This is a genomic window from Microbulbifer sp. S227A, assembly GCF_049800935.1.
In genome coordinates this window covers 39,344-60,716 of record NZ_JBNAFZ010000007.1, presented here as the reverse complement: position 1 = coordinate 60,716, position 21,373 = coordinate 39,344, and the positions used below count along the sequence as shown (strand labels likewise).

At 59.3% G+C, this 21,373-nt stretch carries 22 protein-coding genes; 9 read left to right on the top strand and 13 right to left on the bottom strand.

Annotation, left to right across the window (positions count from 1 at the left end; genetic code table 11):
* Positions 1-177: 177 nt before the first annotated feature.
* The 4 genes from rpoH to ftsY all read right to left on the bottom strand — a co-directional run bounded on the left by rpoH (position 178) and on the right by ftsY (position 4,262).
* Positions 178-1,032, bottom strand: a complete 855-nt coding sequence (gene rpoH / locus ACP15R_RS16755) for an RNA polymerase sigma factor RpoH (protein WP_010132063.1) — start codon at positions 1,030-1,032, stop codon at positions 178-180.
* Between the two features lie 350 nt (positions 1,033-1,382).
* The gene (gene ftsX, locus ACP15R_RS16750) at positions 1,383-2,381 is read right to left on the bottom strand and encodes a permease-like cell division protein FtsX (RefSeq protein ID WP_224868020.1); all 999 of its coding nucleotides are present in this window, start codon (positions 2,379-2,381) and stop codon (positions 1,383-1,385) included.
* Positions 2,365-3,048: a cell division ATP-binding protein FtsE gene (ftsE, locus tag ACP15R_RS16745; protein WP_010132065.1), complete on the bottom strand. Its 684-nt coding sequence runs from the start codon at positions 3,046-3,048 to the stop codon at positions 2,365-2,367. The genes ftsX and ftsE overlap by 17 nt, the downstream gene beginning before the upstream one ends.
* 224 nt (positions 3,049-3,272) lie before the next feature.
* Positions 3,273-4,262, bottom strand: a complete 990-nt coding sequence (gene ftsY / locus ACP15R_RS16740; RefSeq protein WP_318247435.1) for a signal recognition particle-docking protein FtsY — start codon at positions 4,260-4,262, stop codon at positions 3,273-3,275.
* A gap of 478 nt (positions 4,263-4,740) precedes the next feature.
* Here ftsY and rsmD point away from each other — a divergent pair, with 478 nt between their 5' ends.
* From rsmD to sugE, 4 genes are all read left to right on the top strand, one after another.
* Positions 4,741-5,337: a 16S rRNA (guanine(966)-N(2))-methyltransferase RsmD gene (gene rsmD / locus ACP15R_RS16735; RefSeq protein ID WP_224868024.1), complete on the top strand. Its 597-nt coding sequence runs from the start codon at positions 4,741-4,743 to the stop codon at positions 5,335-5,337.
* Positions 5,338-5,471: 134 nt separating this feature from the next.
* Positions 5,472-5,951, top strand: a complete 480-nt coding sequence (gene coaD, locus ACP15R_RS16730) for a pantetheine-phosphate adenylyltransferase (protein WP_077407728.1) — start codon at positions 5,472-5,474, stop codon at positions 5,949-5,951.
* A gap of 74 nt (positions 5,952-6,025) precedes the next feature.
* On the top strand, positions 6,026-7,834 hold the full coding sequence (gene ggt, locus ACP15R_RS16725) for a gamma-glutamyltransferase (RefSeq protein ID WP_224868025.1): 1,809 nt from the start codon (positions 6,026-6,028) through the stop codon (positions 7,832-7,834).
* A gap of 28 nt (positions 7,835-7,862) precedes the next feature.
* Positions 7,863-8,189, top strand: a complete 327-nt coding sequence (gene sugE, locus ACP15R_RS16720; protein WP_224868027.1) for a quaternary ammonium compound efflux SMR transporter SugE — start codon at positions 7,863-7,865, stop codon at positions 8,187-8,189.
* Position 8,190: 1 nt separating this feature from the next.
* Here sugE and ACP15R_RS16715 read toward each other — a convergent pair whose 3' ends face one another.
* From ACP15R_RS16715 to radC, 6 genes are all read right to left on the bottom strand, one after another.
* On the bottom strand, positions 8,191-8,763 hold the full coding sequence (locus ACP15R_RS16715; protein ID WP_224868029.1) for a disulfide bond formation protein B: 573 nt from the start codon (positions 8,761-8,763) through the stop codon (positions 8,191-8,193).
* A gap of 58 nt (positions 8,764-8,821) precedes the next feature.
* Positions 8,822-8,980 (bottom strand): DUF5993 family protein, encoded by a 159-nt coding sequence (locus ACP15R_RS16710; RefSeq protein WP_222231084.1) that lies wholly within the window; start codon positions 8,978-8,980, stop codon positions 8,822-8,824.
* Between the two features lie 61 nt (positions 8,981-9,041).
* On the bottom strand, positions 9,042-9,857 hold the full coding sequence (gene mutM, locus ACP15R_RS16705) for a bifunctional DNA-formamidopyrimidine glycosylase/DNA-(apurinic or apyrimidinic site) lyase (RefSeq protein ID WP_224868031.1): 816 nt from the start codon (positions 9,855-9,857) through the stop codon (positions 9,042-9,044).
* Between the two features lie 234 nt (positions 9,858-10,091).
* Positions 10,092-10,247 (bottom strand): 50S ribosomal protein L33, encoded by a 156-nt coding sequence (gene rpmG / locus ACP15R_RS16700; RefSeq protein ID WP_010132079.1) that lies wholly within the window; start codon positions 10,245-10,247, stop codon positions 10,092-10,094.
* 32 nt (positions 10,248-10,279) lie between these two features.
* Positions 10,280-10,516, bottom strand: coding sequence for a 50S ribosomal protein L28 (gene rpmB, locus ACP15R_RS16695; protein ID WP_010132080.1), 237 nt, complete (start codon positions 10,514-10,516; stop codon positions 10,280-10,282).
* A 275-nt stretch (positions 10,517-10,791) separates the two neighbouring features.
* The gene (gene radC, locus ACP15R_RS16690; RefSeq protein WP_224868033.1) at positions 10,792-11,466 is read right to left on the bottom strand and encodes a RadC family protein; all 675 of its coding nucleotides are present in this window, start codon (positions 11,464-11,466) and stop codon (positions 10,792-10,794) included.
* A 142-nt stretch (positions 11,467-11,608) separates the two neighbouring features.
* Here radC and coaBC point away from each other — a divergent pair, with 142 nt between their 5' ends.
* From coaBC to slmA, 4 genes are all read left to right on the top strand, one after another.
* The gene (coaBC, locus tag ACP15R_RS16685) at positions 11,609-12,823 is read left to right on the top strand and encodes a bifunctional phosphopantothenoylcysteine decarboxylase/phosphopantothenate--cysteine ligase CoaBC (protein WP_224868670.1); all 1,215 of its coding nucleotides are present in this window, start codon (positions 11,609-11,611) and stop codon (positions 12,821-12,823) included.
* 137 nt (positions 12,824-12,960) lie between these two features.
* Positions 12,961-15,291, top strand: coding sequence for a phosphomannomutase/phosphoglucomutase (locus ACP15R_RS16680; protein ID WP_224868035.1), 2,331 nt, complete (start codon positions 12,961-12,963; stop codon positions 15,289-15,291).
* 38 nt (positions 15,292-15,329) lie between these two features.
* On the top strand, positions 15,330-16,253 hold the full coding sequence (gene argB / locus ACP15R_RS16675) for an acetylglutamate kinase (protein ID WP_224868037.1): 924 nt from the start codon (positions 15,330-15,332) through the stop codon (positions 16,251-16,253).
* 251 nt (positions 16,254-16,504) lie between these two features.
* Positions 16,505-17,116, top strand: coding sequence for a nucleoid occlusion factor SlmA (slmA, locus tag ACP15R_RS16670; protein ID WP_224868039.1), 612 nt, complete (start codon positions 16,505-16,507; stop codon positions 17,114-17,116).
* A 23-nt stretch (positions 17,117-17,139) separates the two neighbouring features.
* On the opposite strand, the gene ACP15R_RS16665 is transcribed toward slmA, so the two are convergent.
* Complete coding sequence (locus tag ACP15R_RS16665; RefSeq protein WP_224868041.1) at positions 17,140-17,736, bottom strand: hypothetical protein; 597 nt, start codon at positions 17,734-17,736, stop codon at positions 17,140-17,142.
* Between the two features lie 136 nt (positions 17,737-17,872).
* A complete protein-coding gene (pyrE, locus tag ACP15R_RS16660; protein WP_224868043.1) occupies positions 17,873-18,529 on the bottom strand; it encodes an orotate phosphoribosyltransferase in 657 nt (218 codons plus the stop codon).
* A gap of 123 nt (positions 18,530-18,652) precedes the next feature.
* On the opposite strand from pyrE, the gene ACP15R_RS16655 reads away from it, so the two are divergent.
* A complete protein-coding gene (locus tag ACP15R_RS16655; protein ID WP_224868045.1) occupies positions 18,653-19,420 on the top strand; it encodes an exodeoxyribonuclease III in 768 nt (255 codons plus the stop codon).
* Positions 19,421-19,531: 111 nt separating this feature from the next.
* On the opposite strand, the gene ACP15R_RS16650 is transcribed toward ACP15R_RS16655, so the two are convergent.
* Positions 19,532-21,286 carry a hypothetical protein gene (locus ACP15R_RS16650; protein WP_224868047.1) on the bottom strand — a complete coding sequence of 585 codons (1,755 nt, stop codon included), beginning with the start codon at positions 21,284-21,286 and terminating at the stop codon, positions 19,532-19,534.
* Between the last annotated feature and the right edge of the window lie 87 nt (positions 21,287-21,373).

Below are 21,373 nucleotides of genomic sequence, written 5' to 3'. Positions count from 1 at the left end.
AGGGACGTCGCCGCCGCAGCGCCCATGGATGGGTTCACAGCGGTTTCAAAAAGCAGCACCCGGTGCCTCCCCGCCACCAAGCTCGCTTTTAAACTGAATACCACTAAACCGAGCAACCCACATACGAAAAAACCGCGCCAGTAGCGCGGTTCTTCAATCCGGTCAGTGAGAAGGCTATCAGGCCTCCATCGCCACCCGGACTTTCTTCATGGCGTTCTTTTCAAGCTGGCGAATACGCTCAGCAGAAACGCCGTATTTGTCGGCCAGCTCGTGCAAGGTCGCTTTGGACTCACTCAACCAACGCGCTTCGATGATGTCGCGGCTACGGTCGTCCAGCTGATCCATCGCAGCAGTCAGGTTGTTTACGCTGGTTTCCTGCCAGTTATCGTGCTCCAGCATGGTGGCCGGATCGTAACGGCGGTCTTCCAGGTAGTGCGCCGGAGCTTGCCACGCGGAATCTTCGTCGTCATCCACACCGGCATCAAACGCCGCATCGTGCGCCGCCAAACGGCCTTCCATATCGTGTACATGCTGCACATCGACATTCAGCTCCTGCGCCACACGCTTGGCTTCGTCGTTGGTCAGCCACGCCAGCTTCTTCTTCTGGCCACGCAGGTTGAAGAACAGCTTGCGCTGCGCCTTGGTGGTCGCAATCTTAACGATGCGCCAGTTGCGCAGAATGAACTCGTGAATCTCCGCCTTGATCCAGTGCACCGCAAAGGACACCAGACGCACACCCTTTTCCGGGTTGAAACGCTTCACCGCCTTCATCAGGCCCACGTTACCTTCCTGAATCAGGTCGCCCTGGTTCAGGCCGTAACCGGAGTAGGATTTGGCGATGTGCACAACAAAGCGCAGGTGAGACATAACCAACTGACGGGCTGCCTCGAGATTTTCGTGGTAGTAGAGGTCTTCCGCGAGCTTCTTTTCTTCCTCGGCAGAGAGTACCTCAAAGCCGCTCACTGTCTGGATGTAGGCGTTTAGATTGGCGCCCGGTGACAGTGTGTGAATCGGCTGTAAACTGGTTCCCATTCAGGATTCTCCTCGTATCGCTTATTGCCCCGCTTGGCACTTGCTGCCCGGACTGTTTCTTACCGGGACCAGTAGTTTGCGGCGGCTGCTCCATTCGGCCCTGGACTGATCAGTCTTTAAGCGGCACCGAGAGAGCAAAGTCGGCCACAGTGTAGCACTCGCAACGGGAAATGGAACCCCGTATGGAGGTGGCCGGGATCGCGTGCCAGCCCTTGAAATACGGGAGATTAGAGCGGTTATCCACAGCAGAAGTTCCGGGGCGCGCCTGCGCTTTACCAATCTTTGCAGACTGCCCGGTCAAGCGACACAAAGGGCCGATGAGACGAGATAAATGGCGGTCAGATCGGGCGTTAGCGCGGCTGAATCGCAGAAATATGTCGCGCCACCGCCAACCAGGCCCCGGTAAGCCCGAGCAGCGCGGCGCCGCCGGCCAGCCCAATCAGATAGGTAAACCCGGGGCCATCGAGGCGGAAACCACTGCCGTAGAGGTTTGCCAGCCCGCTAATCGGCCCCGCCAGCAGCCATACACCACCGCTTACCAGCAACCAGGCAATCAGACCGCCGACCAGGCCATACACCAGGCCCGTGTACAGGAACGGACGGCGCACAAATGCATCCGTGGCGCCCACCAGCTTCACCACCAGGATTTCATCCCGACGACTTTCGATATGCAGGCGAATGCTGTTTACCACCACCAGCAACACCCCCAGCGCCAGCAACAGTGCCAACCCCATGCTCATGCGCTGCCCCAGCTCGGTGAGCTGCGCCAGGCGCTGCACCCAGGCCATATCCAGCACCACGGAATCTGTCATCGCGCTGTCGCGCAAGCGGGTGGCCAGCGTCTCAAGTGAGGCTGTATCGGAGCCGCGCGGGCGCACCAGCAGTACCGCTGGCAACGGATTGCTGTCCATACCAAGCAGCGCATCCCCAAGGCCGGAGGACTGTTGGAATTCTGCCAGCGCCTGCTCCGGCGAGATATACGTCACCCCCGCTACCAGCGGGTCCCCGCGCAAGTCATCGGCGAACGACTGCACCGCGTTCTCGCGGGCGCGCTTGTGCAGGAATACGGAAATCTGTGGCTGCCCATCCCAGCCAGCCACGGCCTTCTGGAAGTTAGTAAGTCCCAACTGCAGTGCCGCGGGCAAGGCCAGGGCAATGGCAATCACCAGCGCGGTCATGCCGCTGGACATGGGTGAGGCAAAGAAACGCGCCCAGGATTCGCGCCACATTTCCCGGTGGTGGTTGGTCCAGCTGCTGAAGCGGTCGCCAACGCCGGTGCGCGCGGTCACCGCACCCGCGGCGCGGCTGCGTTCGGGTGGGTTGGCGGCGGGCTTAGTACGCTGGTTCACGGCTTGGGTATCCGTCATAGATCAACTGGCCTTGCTGCAACGTCAGCACTCGCTGGCGCATGCGCGCAATCAATTCGAGGTCGTGGCTGGCAATTAGCACGGTAGTGCCCACCGCATTGAACTGCCGGAACAGTCCCATGATTTCCTCGGACAGTTTCGGGTCCAGGTTACCGGTGGGCTCATCCGCCACCAGCAGAGCGGGCTTGTTCACCACCGCGCGGGCAATACCCACGCGCTGTTGTTCACCGCCGGAGAGCACGATGGGATTCTGTTTCTCTTTGTGCAGCAGGCCGACCTTGTCCAGCGCGGCGCGCGCGCGGCGGCCCACTTCGCGGCGGCTGCAGCCGGAGACCGACAGCGGCAGGGCGACATTGTCGAACACGCTGCGATCGAACAGCAACTGGTGGTTCTGGAACACAATGCCGAGGTTGCGGCGGTAGTAGGGAATCTGGCTATTGCGTAGGCGGTTGAGGTTCTGGCCGCCGACGATGATGCTGCCGCGGGTGGGGCGCTCGATGGCGGTGAGGAGTTTGAGCAGGGTGCTTTTGCCGGCGCCGGAGTGGCCGGTCAGGAACACCATCTCGGCGCGATCAATTTCCAGACTGACACGCCCCAGCGCATCCTGGCCGGACTCGTAGCGTTTGTTGACGTTATCAAACTGGATCATGAGCGCGTTTTTGTTGTTCTTTGTCTTTTGCGGATCCGAAAGCAGCTTCAGACACCGAGGCGGTGCCGCCAGCCGGTAAGGCTTTGCGAGACACGCCGTAAACCCATCCATGGGGGCTCGGCTGCGGCCGTCCTGGCCGCAGACGGTCTCGCAAAGCCTTACCAGCTAGCGACACCTTCGCATAAAGTTCAGACGCTCTAAGCGGCCTGTGAAAGCTTGTTGCGCTAGCCCTGGCCGCGATTAAACAGCGCCGCCACAAAGTCTTTCGCCACAAATGGCTGCAGGTCTTCTGCCTGCTCCCCCACGCCGATAAAGCGTACCGGAATCCCCAGCTTCTGTGCTAGCGCGAAAATCACCCCGCCCTTGGCAGTGCCATCAAGCTTGGTGAGCACCAGGCCGCTAACCCCCGCGGCATCCCTGAAGGTCTCCGCCTGCGACAGCGCGTTCTGGCCGGTGCCGGCATCCAGTACCAGCAGCACCTCGTGCGGCGCGGCGCCGTCGAGCTTGCCCATTACACGGCGCACCTTGGACAGCTCTTCCATCAGGTTCGACTTGTTGTGCAGGCGCCCGGCGGTATCGGCAATCACCACATCGACGTTGCGGGATTGCGCAGACTGTATCGCATCAAAGATCACAGAGGCACTATCCGCGCCAGTATGCTGGGCCACAACCGGCACATTGTGACGCTGTCCCCAAACTTGCAGTTGTTCCACCGCGGCGGCACGGAAGGTATCGCCGGCGGCGAGCATCACCGACTTGCCTTCATTCAGGTAACGGTGGGCCAGCTTGCCGATGGTAGTGGTCTTGCCGACGCCATTCACACCAACCACCAGAATCACAAACGGCTTTTTACTCTCGTCGATCACCAGCGGCGCTTCGACCTTGCCCAGCAACCCGGCCAGCTCCTCCTGCAGCGCCTTGTACAGCGCTGCGCCATCAGACAGTTCGCGGCGGGAAACCCGCTCGGTGAGGCGGTCGATAATCTCGGTGGTGGCATCCACGCCCACGTCCGCCATGAGCAGCTGGGTCTCCAACTCCTCCATCAGGTCTTCGTCGATTTCCTTGGCACCCAGGAACAGGTTGCCCATACCCTCGGCAAACTGGCTGCTGGTGCGCGACAGGCCGCGGCGGATACGCGCAAAGAAACCCTCTTTCTTGGGCTTTTCCTGCACCGGCTCCGGTACCGGCGCTGGCTCGTCCTGCGCCACTTCCATGGCCGGGTCGAATCCGGATTCCGGGGCTTCTTCGGTGGAAAGATGCTCGTCTTCCGCTGCCAGTGCCGGAGTAGAGGCAGGCTCTGGCGTGCCCTGTGCCACCTCGGCGGCCGGATCGAAACCCGCTTCCGGGGCTTCTTCCGTCGATAGTTGCTCTTCTTCGGACGAAGGAGCCGGCGCCTGCAAATTCTCCGGGATTACAAATTCAGCCTCGCCGGCCGCTTCTTCGGCCACCTCCTCAGCAAGAGGGTGCTGGGACTCCGCGGGGGCTGCCGTATCCTCGGCGGCCTGGTCCTCGGACTTCTTTTTGCGCAGAAAATCAAAAATCATCGGGTGCGAATTCTTCGAAGGAGATAGATGAGGGTCACTGCCACTGGCAGCCGGTCTCGGAAAGGCGCTAATCTTAGCACCGCTGACTGTTTAGCACACAGTACGGCCCTGTCTAATTTACTGCTGTAGCAACTTCTCCGGACAACCGATGCCCAGAAACCGCCGCCCCCGGCCGAGTAAACCGTCTTCCGCCACACAAGCGCCAAGCCAGCTGCGCATCATCGGCGGCCGTTGGCGCGGGCGCAAAGTCGCTTTTGCGCCGATTGAAGGACTGCGCCCAACCGGGGATCGCCTGCGCGAGACCCTGTTCAACTGGCTGCAGTTTCATCTGCCCGATGCGCGCTGCCTGGATCTGTTTGCCGGTTCCGGTGCACTGGGCCTCGAAGCCCTGAGCCGCGGGGCCGCGCATGTGGACTTTGTGGAACTCGACGGCGGCGCCGCGCGCACTCTGCGCGAACAGTTGAAACTGTTACAGGCGGCAGGTGGCGAGGTGCACAACTGCACCGCAGAGGTATTCACCAGCCAGAGCGGCCCGGCCTACGACGTGGTGTTTGTCGACCCGCCCTTCGCCAGGAACCTGTGGGCAGACACCCTGAATGCACTCGCGCAAAGCCAACGGCTGAGCACTGGCACCCTGGTGTATGTGGAGTCCCCACGGGACAACGTGATTGCCGCGCCTGAGGGCTGGCAACTGGAGAAAGAAAAGCACGCCGGACAGGTATGCATGCGCTTGTATAGGGTGTGAGCGCTGGGCGTAGATTCGAGGCGTGAATTCCCACTATTCATCCCGTTAGTGGCGATTTTGCCGCGACATTTTGAGAGCCGCGGCTAAATTGTTTAAGATGCGCGTCCCTTCTGGCCGGCAAGGCGAATTGGCTTATGAAAAAAGTGGTTTACCCGGGTACGTTTGACCCCATCACCAATGGTCATATGGACCTCGTTGAGCGGGCCTGCCGCCTGTTCGATCATGTGGTGGTCGCTGTTGCCGCCAGCACCCGCAAGAACCCGCTGTTCACCATGGAAGAGCGCGTGGAGCTGGCCCAACAAGAGCTGGCCCACTTGGACAACATCGAAGTGATCGGCTTCGACATCCTGCTCGCCGATCTGGTACGCCAGCTGGATGCCCACGGTGTAGTGCGCGGCCTGCGCGCGGTATCCGACTTTGAATACGAGTTTCAGCTGGCCAATATGAACCGCCAGCTGGCGCCGCAAATGGAGAGTCTGTTCCTGACACCGGCGGAACACCTGTCTTACATCTCCTCCTCCCTGGTACGCGAAATCGCCTCGCTCGGTGGTGACGTCACCAAATTCGTACCGCCCGGCGTGCAAAAGGCACTGCAAGAGAAATACAACCGCTAAAGCGGTATCCGCCAACGCAAGCTGGCCTACCAGTCTGATACACTCGGGCGATCCACACTCTTTCGGGTCGCCCAGTGAATCGTTTTTTCTCTCGCGCTAACGTCCTTTCCAAGCCCCGGCTGCTGGCTACCAGCGCCGCGCTGTCTTTGCATCTCCTTGCAGTACCGGCGAGCGCCCAACAAACGGCGCAACCGCAAGCACTGGCGGACGTAAAACAGGAAGTACAGCCAGAAATTGCCACCGGGCGCACCGAAATCAAGTCCGCCATCGCCAGCGAGTTTATGGCGGTCACTGCCAACCCCCACGCCTCCGCGGCAGCGGAGCAGATCCTGGCGAAAGGCGGCACCGCAGTAGATGCCGCCATCACCGCACAGCTGGTGCTCGGGTTGGTGGAGCCCCAGTCGTCCGGCATTGGCGGCGGCGCCTTTATGCTGAGCTACCGCGCCGACGACCAAAAGCTCAACGGCTATGACGGCCGTGAAACCGCGCCGCAGGCCGTGGATGAAAACTATTTCATGCACGACGGCAAACCCATGAGCTTTATCAAGGCGGTGATCGGTGGCTATTCCGTGGGCGTCCCCGGTGTCATGCGCATGATGGAGCTGGCCCACAAGCGCGACGGCAAACTGCCCTGGGCCGAGTTGTTCCAGCCGGCGATTGCACTGGCGGAAAATGGTTTCGCGATTTCCCCGCGCCTGTACAAGCTGGCGGACCGGCTGCCAATGGTGGCCGCGCGCCCGGCCATCACTGCCTACCTGTTTGGTGACGACGGCAAACCACTGCCGGTCGGGCATATCCTGCAAAATCCGGAGTATGCGGCAACCCTGAAACTGCTCGCCAATAAAGGCACCAAGCCGTTTTATGAGGGCGAAATTGCCCGAGCCATTGTGGACGCCGTGCGCAACGACCCGGAAAACCCCGGCGTGATGACCATGGCAGATATGGCCAGCTACTCCGCCAAGATCCGCAAACCGGTGTGCGCGGATTATTTCGAATTCGATGTGTGCGGTGCCGCGGCACCCTCATCCGGGGGCACCACCGTGGGCGCCATCCTCGGCATGCTACAACACACACCGGTGCAGAAATTTGAGGTAGGCAGTGCCGAGCTTACCCATCTGTTTATCGAAGCCTCAGAGCTGGCTTTTGCGGACCGCAACACCTACGCCGCCGATAGCGACTTTGTCGCAGTGCCCACCGCAGCACTGGTCGCCCCCGAATACCTGGCCGCGCGCGCGAAACTGATCGACCTGGAAAAAGCACAGCCGGCAAAAGCGGGCGACCCCAAAGCCTTTGCGGGCAAACGTGTAGAAGCCAAGTCTCCCGAACTGCCCAACACCAGCCATCTCTCCATCGTCGATCAGTACGGCAATGCGGTGAGTATGACCACCAGTATCGAGACCGGGTTTGGCTCGCGACTGCTGGTGAAAGGATTTTTGCTGAACAACCAGCTCACCGACTTTTCCTTCGTGCCGCACAACGCCAACAAGGAACTGGTGGCCAACCGCATCCAGGCTGGCAAGCGCCCGCGCTCGTCCATGTCGCCGACCATGGTGTTTAACGAAGACGATAGTCTGCGCCTGATTATTGGCTCACCCGGTGGCTCGCGGATTATCGATTACACTGCCCGCTCCATCCTTTACCACCTGACAAAGGGCATGCCCATTGCCGAGGCGATCGCCGCCGGTAACATCGGCGCTATCGGTTATCGGGTGGAAGTGGAGCCCGATACGCTCAGCGATGACGAACTGAAAAAGCTCGAGGCAAAAGGGCACAAGGTGGTGCGCCGGGACTTGAATAGCGGCATCCATGGTATTGCCGTCAAGCAAGGCAAGCTCCATGGCGGCGCCGACACCCGCCGCGAAGGCAGTGCGGTCGGGCGCTAATCACCGGCAATCTCACAGGGAAGTAACGATGACAAATCCGTGGTTCTTTTTGGTAATTGCCGGCCTGCTGGAAGTGGGCTGGGCCATCGGCCTCAAGTATACCGAGGGCTTCAGCAAGCTCATGCCCAGTGTGCTCACCGCTATCGCGATGATCGCGAGCTTTTATTTTCTGTCGCAGGCATTAAAAACGATTCCCGTGGGTACCGGCTACGCCGTGTGGACCGGCATCGGCGCAGTGGGCACCGCTATCCTTGGCATCATTCTATTTGCCGAATCCACCGCCCTGCCGCGCCTGTTGTGTATCGGCCTGATCGTCGCGGGCATTGCCGGACTCAAACTGTTTTCACCCGGCTGACTTAGTTACCCGGGATCCACAGGTAATCCGTCGGGTCATCGGGGCAGGGGCCCAGGCCACACTCCAGCAGGGTGGCGACGAACATAACCAGCAAGATCACCAGAAAGCTGTACACCCCGAGGTTACCCAACCAGCCGGGGCTGCGCGGAATATCCGCCGCGTCCTTCTGTTTCATCCCATCCAGCATTAACAAAACACCGAGATACAGGGCCAGCAAAAAGAACGCGATCAGCGCCCAGGTATAAAAATGCAGCCCCAAAAACGGCATGCCGTAACCCGGGTCGCCGGGGGCGATATGCAACAGCACCTGCCGCGCGGAAGACACCATGCCGGCAAGGGCAGAGAGTATCGCAATGCCGTAATGCGCCGGGCGACTGCCAAAGCACACATTCAGCATCAGACCGATTCCGACCATAGCAAACGCCACCCGCTGCAGCAGACACAGGGGGCAGGGCAGGTCGTGATAGACGATTTGCCAGACAAAGGCGAACCAGAGAGTCCCACCGACCCCTACCAACGCGAGGGCATTCAGACAGTCGGTCCAACGGCGCAGGCCGAAAAGATAGTGAATCACAGCGCAGCTCTCCTGGGCGTGCTGGGCGTGCTTCGCCCCGCAGCGGGCAAAACGTGGCTCAAAGGGAAATCTTCAGGGGGGTGGTCATATGGTAGAAACACCAGGCGACATAGATGGCAGCGGTAATCGCCCACCACCCCATCGCGCTAGCCCGGTGCCCACGCCAGGTGAACCAGGCGGAGATCAGCGCCGTGAGAAAAGGCAACACAATGATCATGGATTCAAACTCGATTGGAACATCGGGCTCAAATTTAGGGTGAGCGCAAACGAATTCCCAATCAGCGCTGACAGCGGGGACAGAAGAAGGTGTTGCGCTGGCCGATAATCTGCTCGCGAATGGTGCCGAGGCATCGCCGACAGGGCTCGCCGGTGCGACCGTAAACATTGAGCTGCTGGGCAAAATAGCCCGGCTTGCCGTCACCACCGACGAAGTCTCTGAGGGTGGTGCCGCCCTGCTGAATGGCGAAGGCCAGCACCTCCTTGATCGCTTCCACTAAACGCTCGTAGCGGGCGCGGGAGATCTTGCCGGCAGGGGTTTGCGGGCGGATACCGGCCATGAACAGGGCTTCGGAGGCGTAGATATTGCCCACGCCGACGACAATGCGGCCGTCCATGATGAATGTCTTTACCGGGGCCTTGCGGCCGCGGGAGGCGTTAAACAGGTAGTCCGCGTGGAAGTCGTCGCTAAGGGGCTCAGGCCCCAGGTGGGCAATCAGCTCGTGATCGGCGATGTCTTCGGTGGTCCACAGCAGAGCGCCGAAACGGCGCGGGTCGTGGAAGCGCAGCCGCTGGCCACTGTCGAGCAGCCAGTCGATATGATCGTGCTTTTGCGGCGGCTCACTGCCTCCAACAATACGCAGGCTGCCGGACATACCCAAATGCCAGATGGCGAGTCCCTTGTCAGTCTCCACCAGCAGGTACTTTGCGCGGCGATCCAGTCGCTGAATACGGGCACCGCGGATCTTCTCGGCAAAGTCGGCATCCACCGGCCAGCGCAGGCTGTGCTGGCGAATTTCGCACTGCTTTACCTTGCGACCCTCAAGGTGGGGCGCCAAACCGCGCTTGGTGGTTTCTACTTCTGGGAGTTCTGGCATCTTCGGGTTTCCGGGGCAACCGCTAGCTAGTTGGGTGGCAGCTCCGCTAGTGCTGGCCCTTCGCCAGACACGCCGTAAACCCATCCCTGGGGGCTCGGCTGCGGCCGTCCTGGCCGCAGACGGTCTGGCAAAGGGCCAGCACTAGCGGAGCTTTCGCATCAGAGTTTATTTGTTTCTTGCGGGCACAAAAAAGCCCGGAGAACCGGGCTTTTTCGCGAACAGTCAGGCAATCAATTACTTGATTTTGCCTTCCTTGTACATCACATGCTTGCGAGCAACGGGATCGTATTTTTTGATCTCCATTTTCTCAGGCATGGTGCGCTTGTTCTTGTCAGTGGTGTAGAAGTGGCCGGTGCCGGCGCTGGAATTCAGGCGAATCTTGTCACGCATTGTTCTATCTCCAATCTGCTATTAAGCAGCTATTAAACTTTCTCGCCGCGCTTGCGCAGCTCTGCCAGTACAGTATCGATACCTTTCTTATCGATAATGCGCATACCTTTAGTAGAAACACGCAGTTTAACGAAGCGCTTCTCTGCTTCCACCCAGAAACGGTGGGACTGCAGGTTCGGCACGAAGCGACGCTTGGTGCGGTTTTTGGCGTGAGAAACGTTGTTTCCGGTTACCGGGCGCTTACCGGTTACCTGACATACCTTGGACATCTGATTGGCCTCTTAAAAACTCTCGTGCCCTCAGCTCAAGGCGGGGCAAATGCAAAATTCGGTATCCAGCGGACCGCGGGATCTGTACAGAATCTGGCCCGGCCGCAAAGAGCGGCGTTTTATACCAGAACCCCCTAGGTGGGGCAAGTTTTAACCAACTTTTTTGCTGTCTGGGCGGCCACTTTGGGTCAATGGCGCGAATACCAGCTTCTCTGTCTTGGAGTGAGTATATCGGCCCGACCGCCACGGATATTCGATACGAAGCTCAGTAGGCCTCAGAGCAATCCGCGTTCCGCAAAAGAGCAGCCGGCTCCCTCACCAACAATCAGGTGGTCCAACACTCGGATATCCACCAATGCCAGGGCATCTTTAAGTCGCCCGGTAATATGGATATCTGCCTGACTGGGCTCACTTACGCCAGATGGGTGGTTGTGGGCAAGGATTACCGCCGCGGCGCCCCTGGCAAGGGCTGTCTGCACCACCTCACGGGGATAAACACTGGCCGCGTTCAGCGTGCCCTCAAACAGCTCATCAAAGGCAATCACCCGGTGTTGGCTATCCAGAAACAGGCAGCAGAACACCTCGCGGGTACGATGGCGCAACTGTGCGGCTAAATAGTCACGCACCGCCTGTGGACTGGTGAGCGCATCGGTACGCCGCAGGTGCTCCGCCAGATGGCGCCTGCCCATCTCCAGTACCGCCTGCAACTGCACATACTTGGCATCGCCCAGGCCCTTGCCCGCACAGAAAGCCTTGCGCTCCGCCTCCAGTAACGGCCGCAGCCCACCAAAGTCGCTCAGCAGCTGTCGCGCCAGATCCACCGCCGATACACCCGGCAAGCCGGTACGCAGAAAGATCGCCAACAGCTCCGCGTCAGACAGCGCCGCCGCACCCTTGGCCAGCAACTTTTCCCGCGGCCGCTCCTCCGCCGGCCAGTCGGTAATCGCCATTTCCCCTCCCTGGGTAATCGCCCAAAACAAAAAGTAAATGCTCGCTTCCCCTGCAAGCTCGCAATAGCAACCTCGTGACCATATGGTCCACGGCGCTAAAATGGTAATCTTACGTGTTCCCAGCGTTTCGGAAACCCAGAATATGCCCTCACTGGCCAACAAACGGATACTGCTTGGTGTCTCCGGCGGCATTGCCGCCTATAAAAGCGCCGACCTGGTACGCAGGCTCCAGGACCGCGGTGCCACCGTGCGCGTGGTCATGACTGCCGGTGCACAGGAGTTTGTGCGCCCGCTGACATTCCAGGCGCTGTCCGGCAATCCGGTGCACACGCACCTGTTGGACCCGGCCGCCGAAGCAGCCATGGGGCATATTGAGCTGGCCAAGTGGGCCGATGTAATCTTGATCGCACCGGCCAGCGCCAGCTTAATGGCGCGGCTCGCCGCCGGTATGGCCGACGACCTGCTGACCACCCTGTGCCTGGCCACAGAAGCCCCGGTGGTACTGGCACCGGCCATGAACCAGGCCATGTGGCGCCACCCCGCCACCCTGGCCAATGCCGAAACCCTGCAAAGGCGCGGTGCCACCCTACTGGGCCCGGATGCCGGTAGCCAGGCCTGCGGCGATGTGGGTCCGGGGCGTATGCTGGAGCCACTGGATATTGTCGACGGGTTAGTAGATTTTCTCGTGCCCGAGCAAGTGCTCGCCGGCAAAAAAGTCACCATCACCGCCGGCCCCACGCGCGAAGCGCTGGACCCAGTGCGCTACCTGAGCAACCACAGCTCCGGAAAAATGGGCTTCGCCATCGCCGCCGCCGCAGCACGCGCCGGTGCCGAAGTTACCCTGATCGCCGGCCCGGTACGGCTGGACACACCCGCGGGCGTCACCCGCGTGGATGTTGTGAGCACCGACGATATGCTCGCCGCTGCCGAGCAGGCGGCCGATGATAGCGACCTGTTTATTGCCGCCGCTGCCGTGGTGGATTTCCGCCCGGCGATTGTGGCGGAACAAAAGATTAAGAAAGAAGACGGTCATGACAGCGACGTACTGAGCCTGGTGAAAAACCCGGATATCGTCGCCACCATCGCTGCACGCAAAAGCAAGCGCCCATTTGTGGTGGGCTTTGCCGCGGAAACCGAGAAGGTCATCGAGCATGCGAAGAGCAAGCTCGCGCGCAAGAACCTCGACATGATTGTGGCAAACGATGTGAGCGACCCTGCCGGCGGATTTAACAGCGACCGCAATCAGGTGGTGATTATCGATAACGCCGGCGAAACGCCGCTGCCCGCTGCACTGAAAACCGAACTGGCAGCGGAACTGATCGGGCGGATTGCCAAGCGCGCTTTTCCGGGCGCATAAAAAGCATTACACGAAATAATAACGACACCACAGAAGTACAACACTGCACGGCCGCACCTTGGGGGCGGCCGAACAAGATTCAGAATAACTGAACCGGTCCGGGGGCTGGTCTGGAAAGACTAGGAGACTGAAAAGTCGTGGCTGTAAAAGCACAAACAGAAAATAAACCTCTGTGGCACAGCGGGCTCACATTACCTGCGCTGCTGGCTGCCGCCGTTTGGCTCGGCGGTGCACATCTGCTGAACACCAACGTACTGCAGACGCACAACCAAGCCAGCGTACGCGCGGCGTCGCAACAAACAGCCAATGGCTATGCCGAACAACTGCAAGGGTTTTTCAGCCAGCGCCAGCAGCAATTGGCCAAGCTGAATCTGCAGCAAAAATCTTCTACGCGCATGGGCACCAATGCGATCCCGCAGGGGGCGGTGCAATACTTCACCGCGGCAGAGCTGTATGCGGGTGTTGGCAATCCGCCACTCAATTTTGCCCAGGTAGACCTGCTAAAACGCAGCCAGCAAGGCGGCCAACAAAAACCCGAATTCCTGCGCGGTAGCGATAACCAATGGCAACTGTATAGCGCACAACCAGAGCAAGACGGCGCCCTGCTGATTGCCCAGCCATTTGGTGTGTTTGAACGTGCGCTGTCGGAACTGGACACCGCACCGGGCAACGTCCGTGTGGCGCAGCAGTTCCCCGACGGACCTGCAAGCCCATTGTGGAATTCCCCCACCCAGGGGAGTACCGGCGACTCGGTGTCGGCCCCGGTTGCCGGCAGCTATCTGAAAGTCTCCTTTACCCCTTCACCCACTTTTGCCGGCGCACACAGTATTTCACCAATATGGCTATTTGCCCTGGCCTTGATCGGCCTCGGGGCAACGCTGTTTGGCTTGTGGAAAATGCTACCCGCCGATGGCGGTGCCGCACCCTGGGAGCAGGCCGGACGCAGCAAGAAAAAAGGTGCTGCACAAAAAGGCCTGCGCAAAGAGGATCTCGACACGCCCAAGTCTGCATCAGAAAGCACCACCACTGCGGTGAGCTCGGCGGCACCCAAAGTCGAGCAGGCCTCTGCCCACGACCTGATGCGCACACCGAGCACCGAAATCCCGGCCCACGTATTCCGCGCTTACGATATCCGCGGTATTGCCGGTGAGGAAATTAACGAGCCATTTGCTTACCAGCTGGGTCGCGCCCTTGGCACCATTGCCCTGCAGGCGGGACAAAAACTCTTGCTGGTGGGCCGCGACGGCCGCAACAGCAGTGAGCTGCTGAGAGACTGCCTGATCGAAGGCATTCTCGAAAGCGGCTGTAACGCGGTGGACCTCGGGCTGGTGCCTTCGCCGGTGCTGTATTTCGCTTGTTCCAAAGGCAAGAATGCCAACAGTGGCGTAATGGTGACCGCGAGCCACAACCCCGCAGAGTACAACGGCTTCAAAATTGTAATGGACGGCCGCTCGCTGGCAGACGACAAGCTGCAGGATCTGCGCGCATTAATGCTATCCGGTCAGTTTGCCTCCGGTGAATCCAGCAACAGTCAGCAGGATATCCGCGATACCTACATCGACGAAATCTTCAACGATGTCGCGCTCGCAGGCCAGCCACACGTGGTGATTGATGCGGGCAATGGTGCCACCTCGGAACTGGCACCCGAATTGTTCGAGCAGCTGGGCTGTGCGGTAGATACCCTCTATTGCGAAGTGGATGGCAACTTCCCCAACCACGCACCCGACCCATCGCGCCCGGAAAACTTGCAGGACCTGATTACCGCAGTAAAAGGCGAAGGAGCCGACCTCGGCATCGCACTCGATGGCGATGGCGACCGTGTGACCCTGGTGACTTCGAGCGGCCGCATCGTATGGGCGGATCAGCTGGTGATGCTGCTGGCGCGGGATATTCTGGCGCGCAACCCGGGCTCGGATGTCGTGTTCGACGTGAAAAGCTCACGCGCACTGGCCGATCTGGTCAACCAGTATGGCGGCCGCCCGGTGATGTGGAAGACCGGCCACGCACCGATGAAGGCCAAAATGGTGGAAACCGGCGCGTTGCTCGGTGGCGAGCTGTCCGGGCATATCTTTATCAAGGATCGCTGGTACGGTTTCGACGACGGCATTTACGCCGCCGCTCGTATTCTCGAAATTATGGCGCTGCGCGAGCAGACCCTCGACGAGCTTCTCGACTCGCTGCCAAAGATGGTAAATACCCCGGAAATTTTGTTGCCGGTGGCAGAATCCCAAAAGTTTGCGCTGATCGAACGCCTTCGCAACGAGGGTACCTTTGGCCAGGCGGATCTCAACACCATCGACGGCCTGCGCATTGAGTTTGCTGACGGTTGGGGCCTGGTGCGCGCCTCCAACACCACTGCCGCACTGACCTTGCGCTTCGAAGCCGACAATGAGGCCGCCCTCGCACGTATCCGCGAACTGATTGGCCAACAACTTCAAAAGATTGATCCCGCCCTGGTGCTGCCTTAAGTACCAGCGGGTTGCCCCACAGCAGTAAGGAAAACGCTATGTCACTGGATCAGAAATCTGCCCTGCGCGTCGCTCAGGTTCTCAATGAGGCGCTGCCCTATATTCAGCGCTTTATTGGCAAGACCGTAGTAGTCAAGTTTGGCGGCAACGCCATGGTGGACGAGGAGCTGCAGAACAGCTTCGCCCGCGACGTGATCCTGATGAAACTGGTGGGCATGAACCCGGTGGTGGTACACGGTGGCGGCCCGCAGATTGGCGACCTGCTCAACAAGCTCAGTATCGAATCGCGCTTTGTCGACGGCATGCGCGTGACCGACAGCGAAACCATGGACGTGGTGGAAATGGTGCTCGGCGGCACCGTGAATAAACAAATCGTTAACCTGATCAATAAAAACGGCGGCCGCGCGGTGGGCGTCACTGGTAAGGATGGCCTGCTGATTCGCGCGAAGAAGCTGACCCGCGACAATGGCACCAAAGAAGATGCTGCCGGCCTGCACGCGTCGGAAATCATCGACATCGGCCACGTCGGCGAAGTGGAGAGCGTCGACACCGATGTGATCGACATGCTGATCAACAGCGACTTTATCCCGGTGATTGCGCCAATTGGCGTGGGCAAGGATGGCGAGTCCTACAACATCAACGCAGACCTGGTTGCGGGCAAGATTGCCGAGTACCTGAAAGCAGAAAAGCTGATGCTGCTCACCAATGTGGCCGGGCTGCAGGACAAGCAGGGCGAGGTGCTTACCGGCCTTTCCACCCTGGAAGTGGACGGGCTGATCGCCGATGGCACCATCTACGGCGGTATGCTGCCGAAAATCGCCTGTGCGCTGGACGCGGTAAAAGCGGGTGTAACCTCGGCACATATTATCGACGGGCGCGTACCTCATGCGGTACTGCTGGAAATCTTCACCGATACCGGCGTGGGCACGTTGATCACCAACGCCAATTTAAGCGCTGAATAGGCGAAAAAACACACAAATCACGACGTGACCCGGTTCACATAACCAGTGTTAACGGTCACTAACAATTGATGCCCCGGCGTCGAATCGTTACGATTCTGGCGCCGGCCTCCTGGCTTTCAGCGAATAAAACTTTTATCAAAAAAGTCGCGGGCTTCTGACACCCCATCCCGCTGCCAAGCCAGACAAACAACACAACACCGGCACAACAACAAAATCAGATCCCGGCTGAATATTCCGGGCAAAGGCAGTTCATGAGCAGCGAAAAAATCAATCGACGCCAACAAATCCTGCAAGCACTGGCGCACATGCTGGAAGCCAGCCCCGGCGCCCGCATTACCACTGCGGCACTGGCCAAAGAGGTAGGATTCTCAGAGGCGGCGTTGTATCGCCACTTCCCCAGCAAATCCAAAATGTTTGAAGGCCTCATCGAGTTTATCGAAGAGACCATTTTCAGCCGCATCAAGATCATCATGCAGGACGAACCCAACGCGCTGTCCCGCTGCCAGAAAATTCTGCACCTGCTGCTGGCCTTCTGTGAGCGCAACCCAGGCATCACCCGCCTGCTGACCGGCGACGCCCTGACCGGGGAAACCGAGCGCCTGCACGGCCGTATCCTGCAGCTGTTCGACCGCCTGGAAACCCAGCTCAAGCAGATTTTGCGCGAGGCAGAACTGCGCGAGCAACTGCGCCCCGCCATTCCGCTGACCGCAGCCGCCAACCTGTTGCTGGCCAGCGCCGAGGGTCGCATCGTGCAGTACGTACGCAGCGGCTTCAAACGCAAACCGACCGAGCACTGGACAGAGCAGTGGCCGGTTCTGGTAGCAGGATTTTTCCGGGAAAGTGCGCTGACCGCGCAGGGGTAAAGAGCTACGGGAAGGCGGCCGGCTTATTTGCCGGCAATTTCCCGATAGCGGCTTGTGGCCTGATCAAACTCGCTGTTGATGTTGACCGCCTCTTTGTTACGTAAAGACAGGCGCTGGTTCACCACATCTACCTCTTTGCGCAGATTGCCAATCCGCTCCATCTGCTCGGCAGAAACAGTGCCCCCATTGCGCTGGATACGCGCCGCGGCGGACTCTTCGTTTTTGATCTGGCGGTTCAGCGAGCTGATATTGGAGCGCAGGATCGCGACATCCTGCTGCACAATGGCGAGTTTGCGTTTGCGCGCAGATTCAATATCCGCAACGCTGTTGTAGCGTTTGAGCAATGCCAGGTCGGCGGCCATCTGCGCCTCCCGGCGCTCCTTCTCCGCCAGCTCCGACCCGCTCAGCTCGGGCTCGACAACCTCGAGAATGCGCCCGGAAATAGTGAGGACCTCATAGCCCCCCGCCACATAACGGGGGGGCACGACATCGTCCAGCACCTGGACGCCGTGTTCGTTGGTATAGCGGTAGAGCTTCTTGCCATCCCACCCCGAGCTTGCAGCTCCGACTTCCATTGTCAGAAGAGCACCGGCGAACGCCAGTACAGTTGCGATTTTCACGCCTGCCTCATTTTATCTTTGCAATCGTTCATTATTTGACCAGTGACGCATTTCCTTCTGCGCCACTGTTAACCCTAATTGTTTTGCTACCGGCTTGTCTTTAGCCCCATAGGGTTAAATACGTAATTTTTACCGCCTAACCCTCAGCAGAAACGCCGTATTTCTGGCGGTAATCAATGATTCGCTGCAGCAGCTCTTCACCGGCAGCCTCAGACTTAAGATAGGTAATAATATCGTCCAGTTCTACTATGCCGATCACAGGAATGCTGTATTCCTGTTCAACCTGCTGAATCGCAGACTGGTCCGAATCATCGCTGGCCTTTTCCTGGCGGTTCAGGCCGATCACCACCCCGGCAGGCGACGCGCCGTGATCATCGATAATCTGCATCACCTCGCGTACCGCAGTACCCGCCGTAATCACGTCGTCGATGATCAAAACCTTGCCTTTAAGCGGCGCACCCACTAAGGTGCCGCCCTCGCCGTGGGCCTTGGCCTCTTTGCGGTTGTAGCAGAAGGGTTTATCGATACCTTTCTGTGCCAGCGCCACTGCGGTTACCGCACCCAGCGGGATGCCCTTGTAGGCCGGCCCGAATATGACATCAAACTCCACTCCAGAGGCAATGATCGCCTCCGCGTAGGCGTTGCCGAGAGCGGCAAGCGCTGCACCGCTGTGGAAACGGCCGGCATTAAAAAAGTAGGGACTCTGGCGACCGGATTTCAACGTGAAATCTCCGAAACAGAGCACATCGTGCTCTAGGGCCAGTTGTATAAAGTCTCGCTGATACTGCTGCATGGCAATTTGATAACTATTGGCTAAGGTGAAGGAAGGTCCCCAAGGAACGGGGTACGGCAATCATAGAATGTTCAGACAAATAACGACTGCAATTTTACACAGTCCGCTGGTAAGGGGCTAATAATGCGAATAGTGAGTTTGTCCGTGGATGGTGTGCACCAGGCTGCACAACGCGGGCTATATGATTGGCTGGCAGATCAGGACGCAGACATCATCTGTCTGCAAGATCTACGCTCACTGGAACCGGAACTGGATCATCCCATCTTTCATCCGGACGGTTACTACAGCTACTTCTTCGATTCCGGCACCCCCCATGAAAACGGGGTCGCGATCTACACCCGCGCACAGCCAAAAGCCCTGATTTACGGCATGGGATTCGCCAACGGCGTGGACATGTACGGGCGCTATTTGCAGGCAGATTTCGAACGCCTGAGTGTCGGCTCACTGCTCGCTCCGGTGGCCACCGACGAGACATCACTGGAAACAAAAGTACAGTTTTTTGACGACATGCAGGCACACCTGGCCAAAATCAGCCGGAAACGCCGTGACTTTATTTTCTGCGGAAACTGGGGCATGGCACACCGCCGCGCCGACGTACAAAACTGGCAGGATCATCAGGACACTCCCGGGTTTATGCGTCACGAGCAGCGGTGGCTGGATCAGCTGTTCAATGACATCGGCTATATCGATGCCTTCCGCCGGGTAGTAAAAGACGCAGACGAATTTACCTGGTGGCCGAGCGGTGAAGCGGGCAACGGTGACGGCTGGCGCACCGATATGCAGATCGTATCGCAGACCCTGAAGAACAAGATCGAGTACGGCGCCATCAACAAGAACGTCAAATTCTCCAGCCACCTGCCGGTGATCATGGATTACGACCTGGAAGTCTGACGCTTCACGCAAGCTTCGCTTCCGATCAAACAGACAAACAAAAAGGGCGCTGTGAACAGAATTCACAGCGCCCTATTTATTTGTCTTCGCCGGTACTGTTCGCTGGTAACGTCAGCGAATACGCGAGGCCTGCAACTTCACATCTGCATCCCGCCAGGCCTTGTTGAAGCGCGCCTCGATCAGCTCTGCCTGATCGCCTTTGTCCTGCGCGCGCAGCGCCTGCGCCAATCCAAACAGCGCCCAGCCGTTGTCCGGGCGCCGATCCAGATCCTGCCAGTAAACGGTTTCCGCCTCGGCCGGACGGCCAGCCTCGAGCAGTACCGCACCCAAAGCCAGGCGCGGCGGATAGTGCCATTCGGCGGGCTCGGTATATACCAGGCCGTCCTCGAGCAAAATGGCCCGGCTCAAATGATTGACCGCACTCTCGTAATCCTTGCGTGCGGCCGCCAGCTCTCCAGCAAGCACCTCCGGGGCAATCGCCAGCACCTGTTTGGCGGTATTGGGCGAAAACATCGGGTAGTCCAGCGCCGGATCAGCGGCGAGCTTCTGCACCTGCGCCAACTCCTGCTGCGCCTTGTTCAATTGGCCCTTGGCGATAAACGCGAGTCCGCGCACATAGTGCCAGGCAAGGGAAAGAAATGGGTCCGCCGGCGGTTGCGGCAGCGCCAGCACCTCATCCCATTTGCCAAAGCGCGCCAGCGACCAGTAGGGGAGCACGCGGAAACTCGCCAGCATCGGCATCGCTTCCAGGGTCTCATCGGAAATCTGCTCGGCGGTTTTATTCGCCGCGTCGATGGCCTTGCCGCTGCGCCCCAGCTCGGTATTGGCGAACCACAGGAAGTGAATGTTGTGCGGGTAATAGGCCATCGGGTAGATACCCTGAGCGCGACACTGGGTGATGTAATCCTCATCCGCGGCGATCGCGCGCTCGTTCGCTTTTACCGCATCCGCATAGCGCCCCACCCGCTGGTAAATATGCGCCGGCATATGTACCAGATGCCCGGCACCGGGGATCAGGTTTTGCAGCGTATCCGCGGCCTTTTCCGCGCGCTCGGGATTATTGGTGGGTTCGATCAGGTGGATATACAAGTGCAGGGCGCCGGGATGCTCGGGATTTTTCTTCATCACCTGCTCCAGCAACTCGACGATTTTTTCCGTGCCCTCGTAGGGAGTCCCGTCCCGCATCCAGTAATTCCATGGGCGCAGATCCATCATCGACTCGGCATACAGGGTGGCGATATCCAGGTCATCCGGGTACTGCTCGACGACCTTGCCCATGGCCGCCGCATACTTCTTATCCGCCGCGCTGCGGTCCGCGGCATCACCGGTATAGCGGGTAGTCAGCGCATCAATCAGCGCGCGCTCCCGCTTATCCACACCGCTGCTTAAAGACTTCGCTTTCAGGGCCAGCTCGCGCGCCTTGGGCTCTGCTTCCGGGTCCATAGGCGCATTAATGTTGGGCCCCAACACCAGTGCCTGGCCCCAGTAGGCCATGGCGCAGTCTGGATCCAAGCGCGCCGCCTCGCGAAACGAGCGGCCGGCCTCCGCATGGTTAAATGCGTAGGCCAGGTTCAGGCCCTGATTGATGTACTGCTGCCCCTGCTCCGAGGCACAGCTTACCGGGAAGATATGTTTACCGAGGTTCTGTAGGCGCGGCGCAATGCTGCCGGTGGGCGAAGGTTTATCACCACCTTCGGGCTCGCGGTAGTGTTTGTGGTGGGTACGCGCTTCCTGTTTATCCACAGGTGCGCTGGTGGTGGTGCTGCTAGTGGAAGTCCCGGCTTCCTGGGCAAAGCTGTGCGTAAAACTTTGCCCGGCAAGTAGCAGTAGAGCACAAAGGGCTGAGGCGAGGTGGGTTCTTTCCATGGGCTCTCTCACTGTTGTAACAGGATAGAGAGAAGCCTATGACAAACCGGGCATGGCTCCACCACAGGAAGTGGCAAAGCCTGCCGG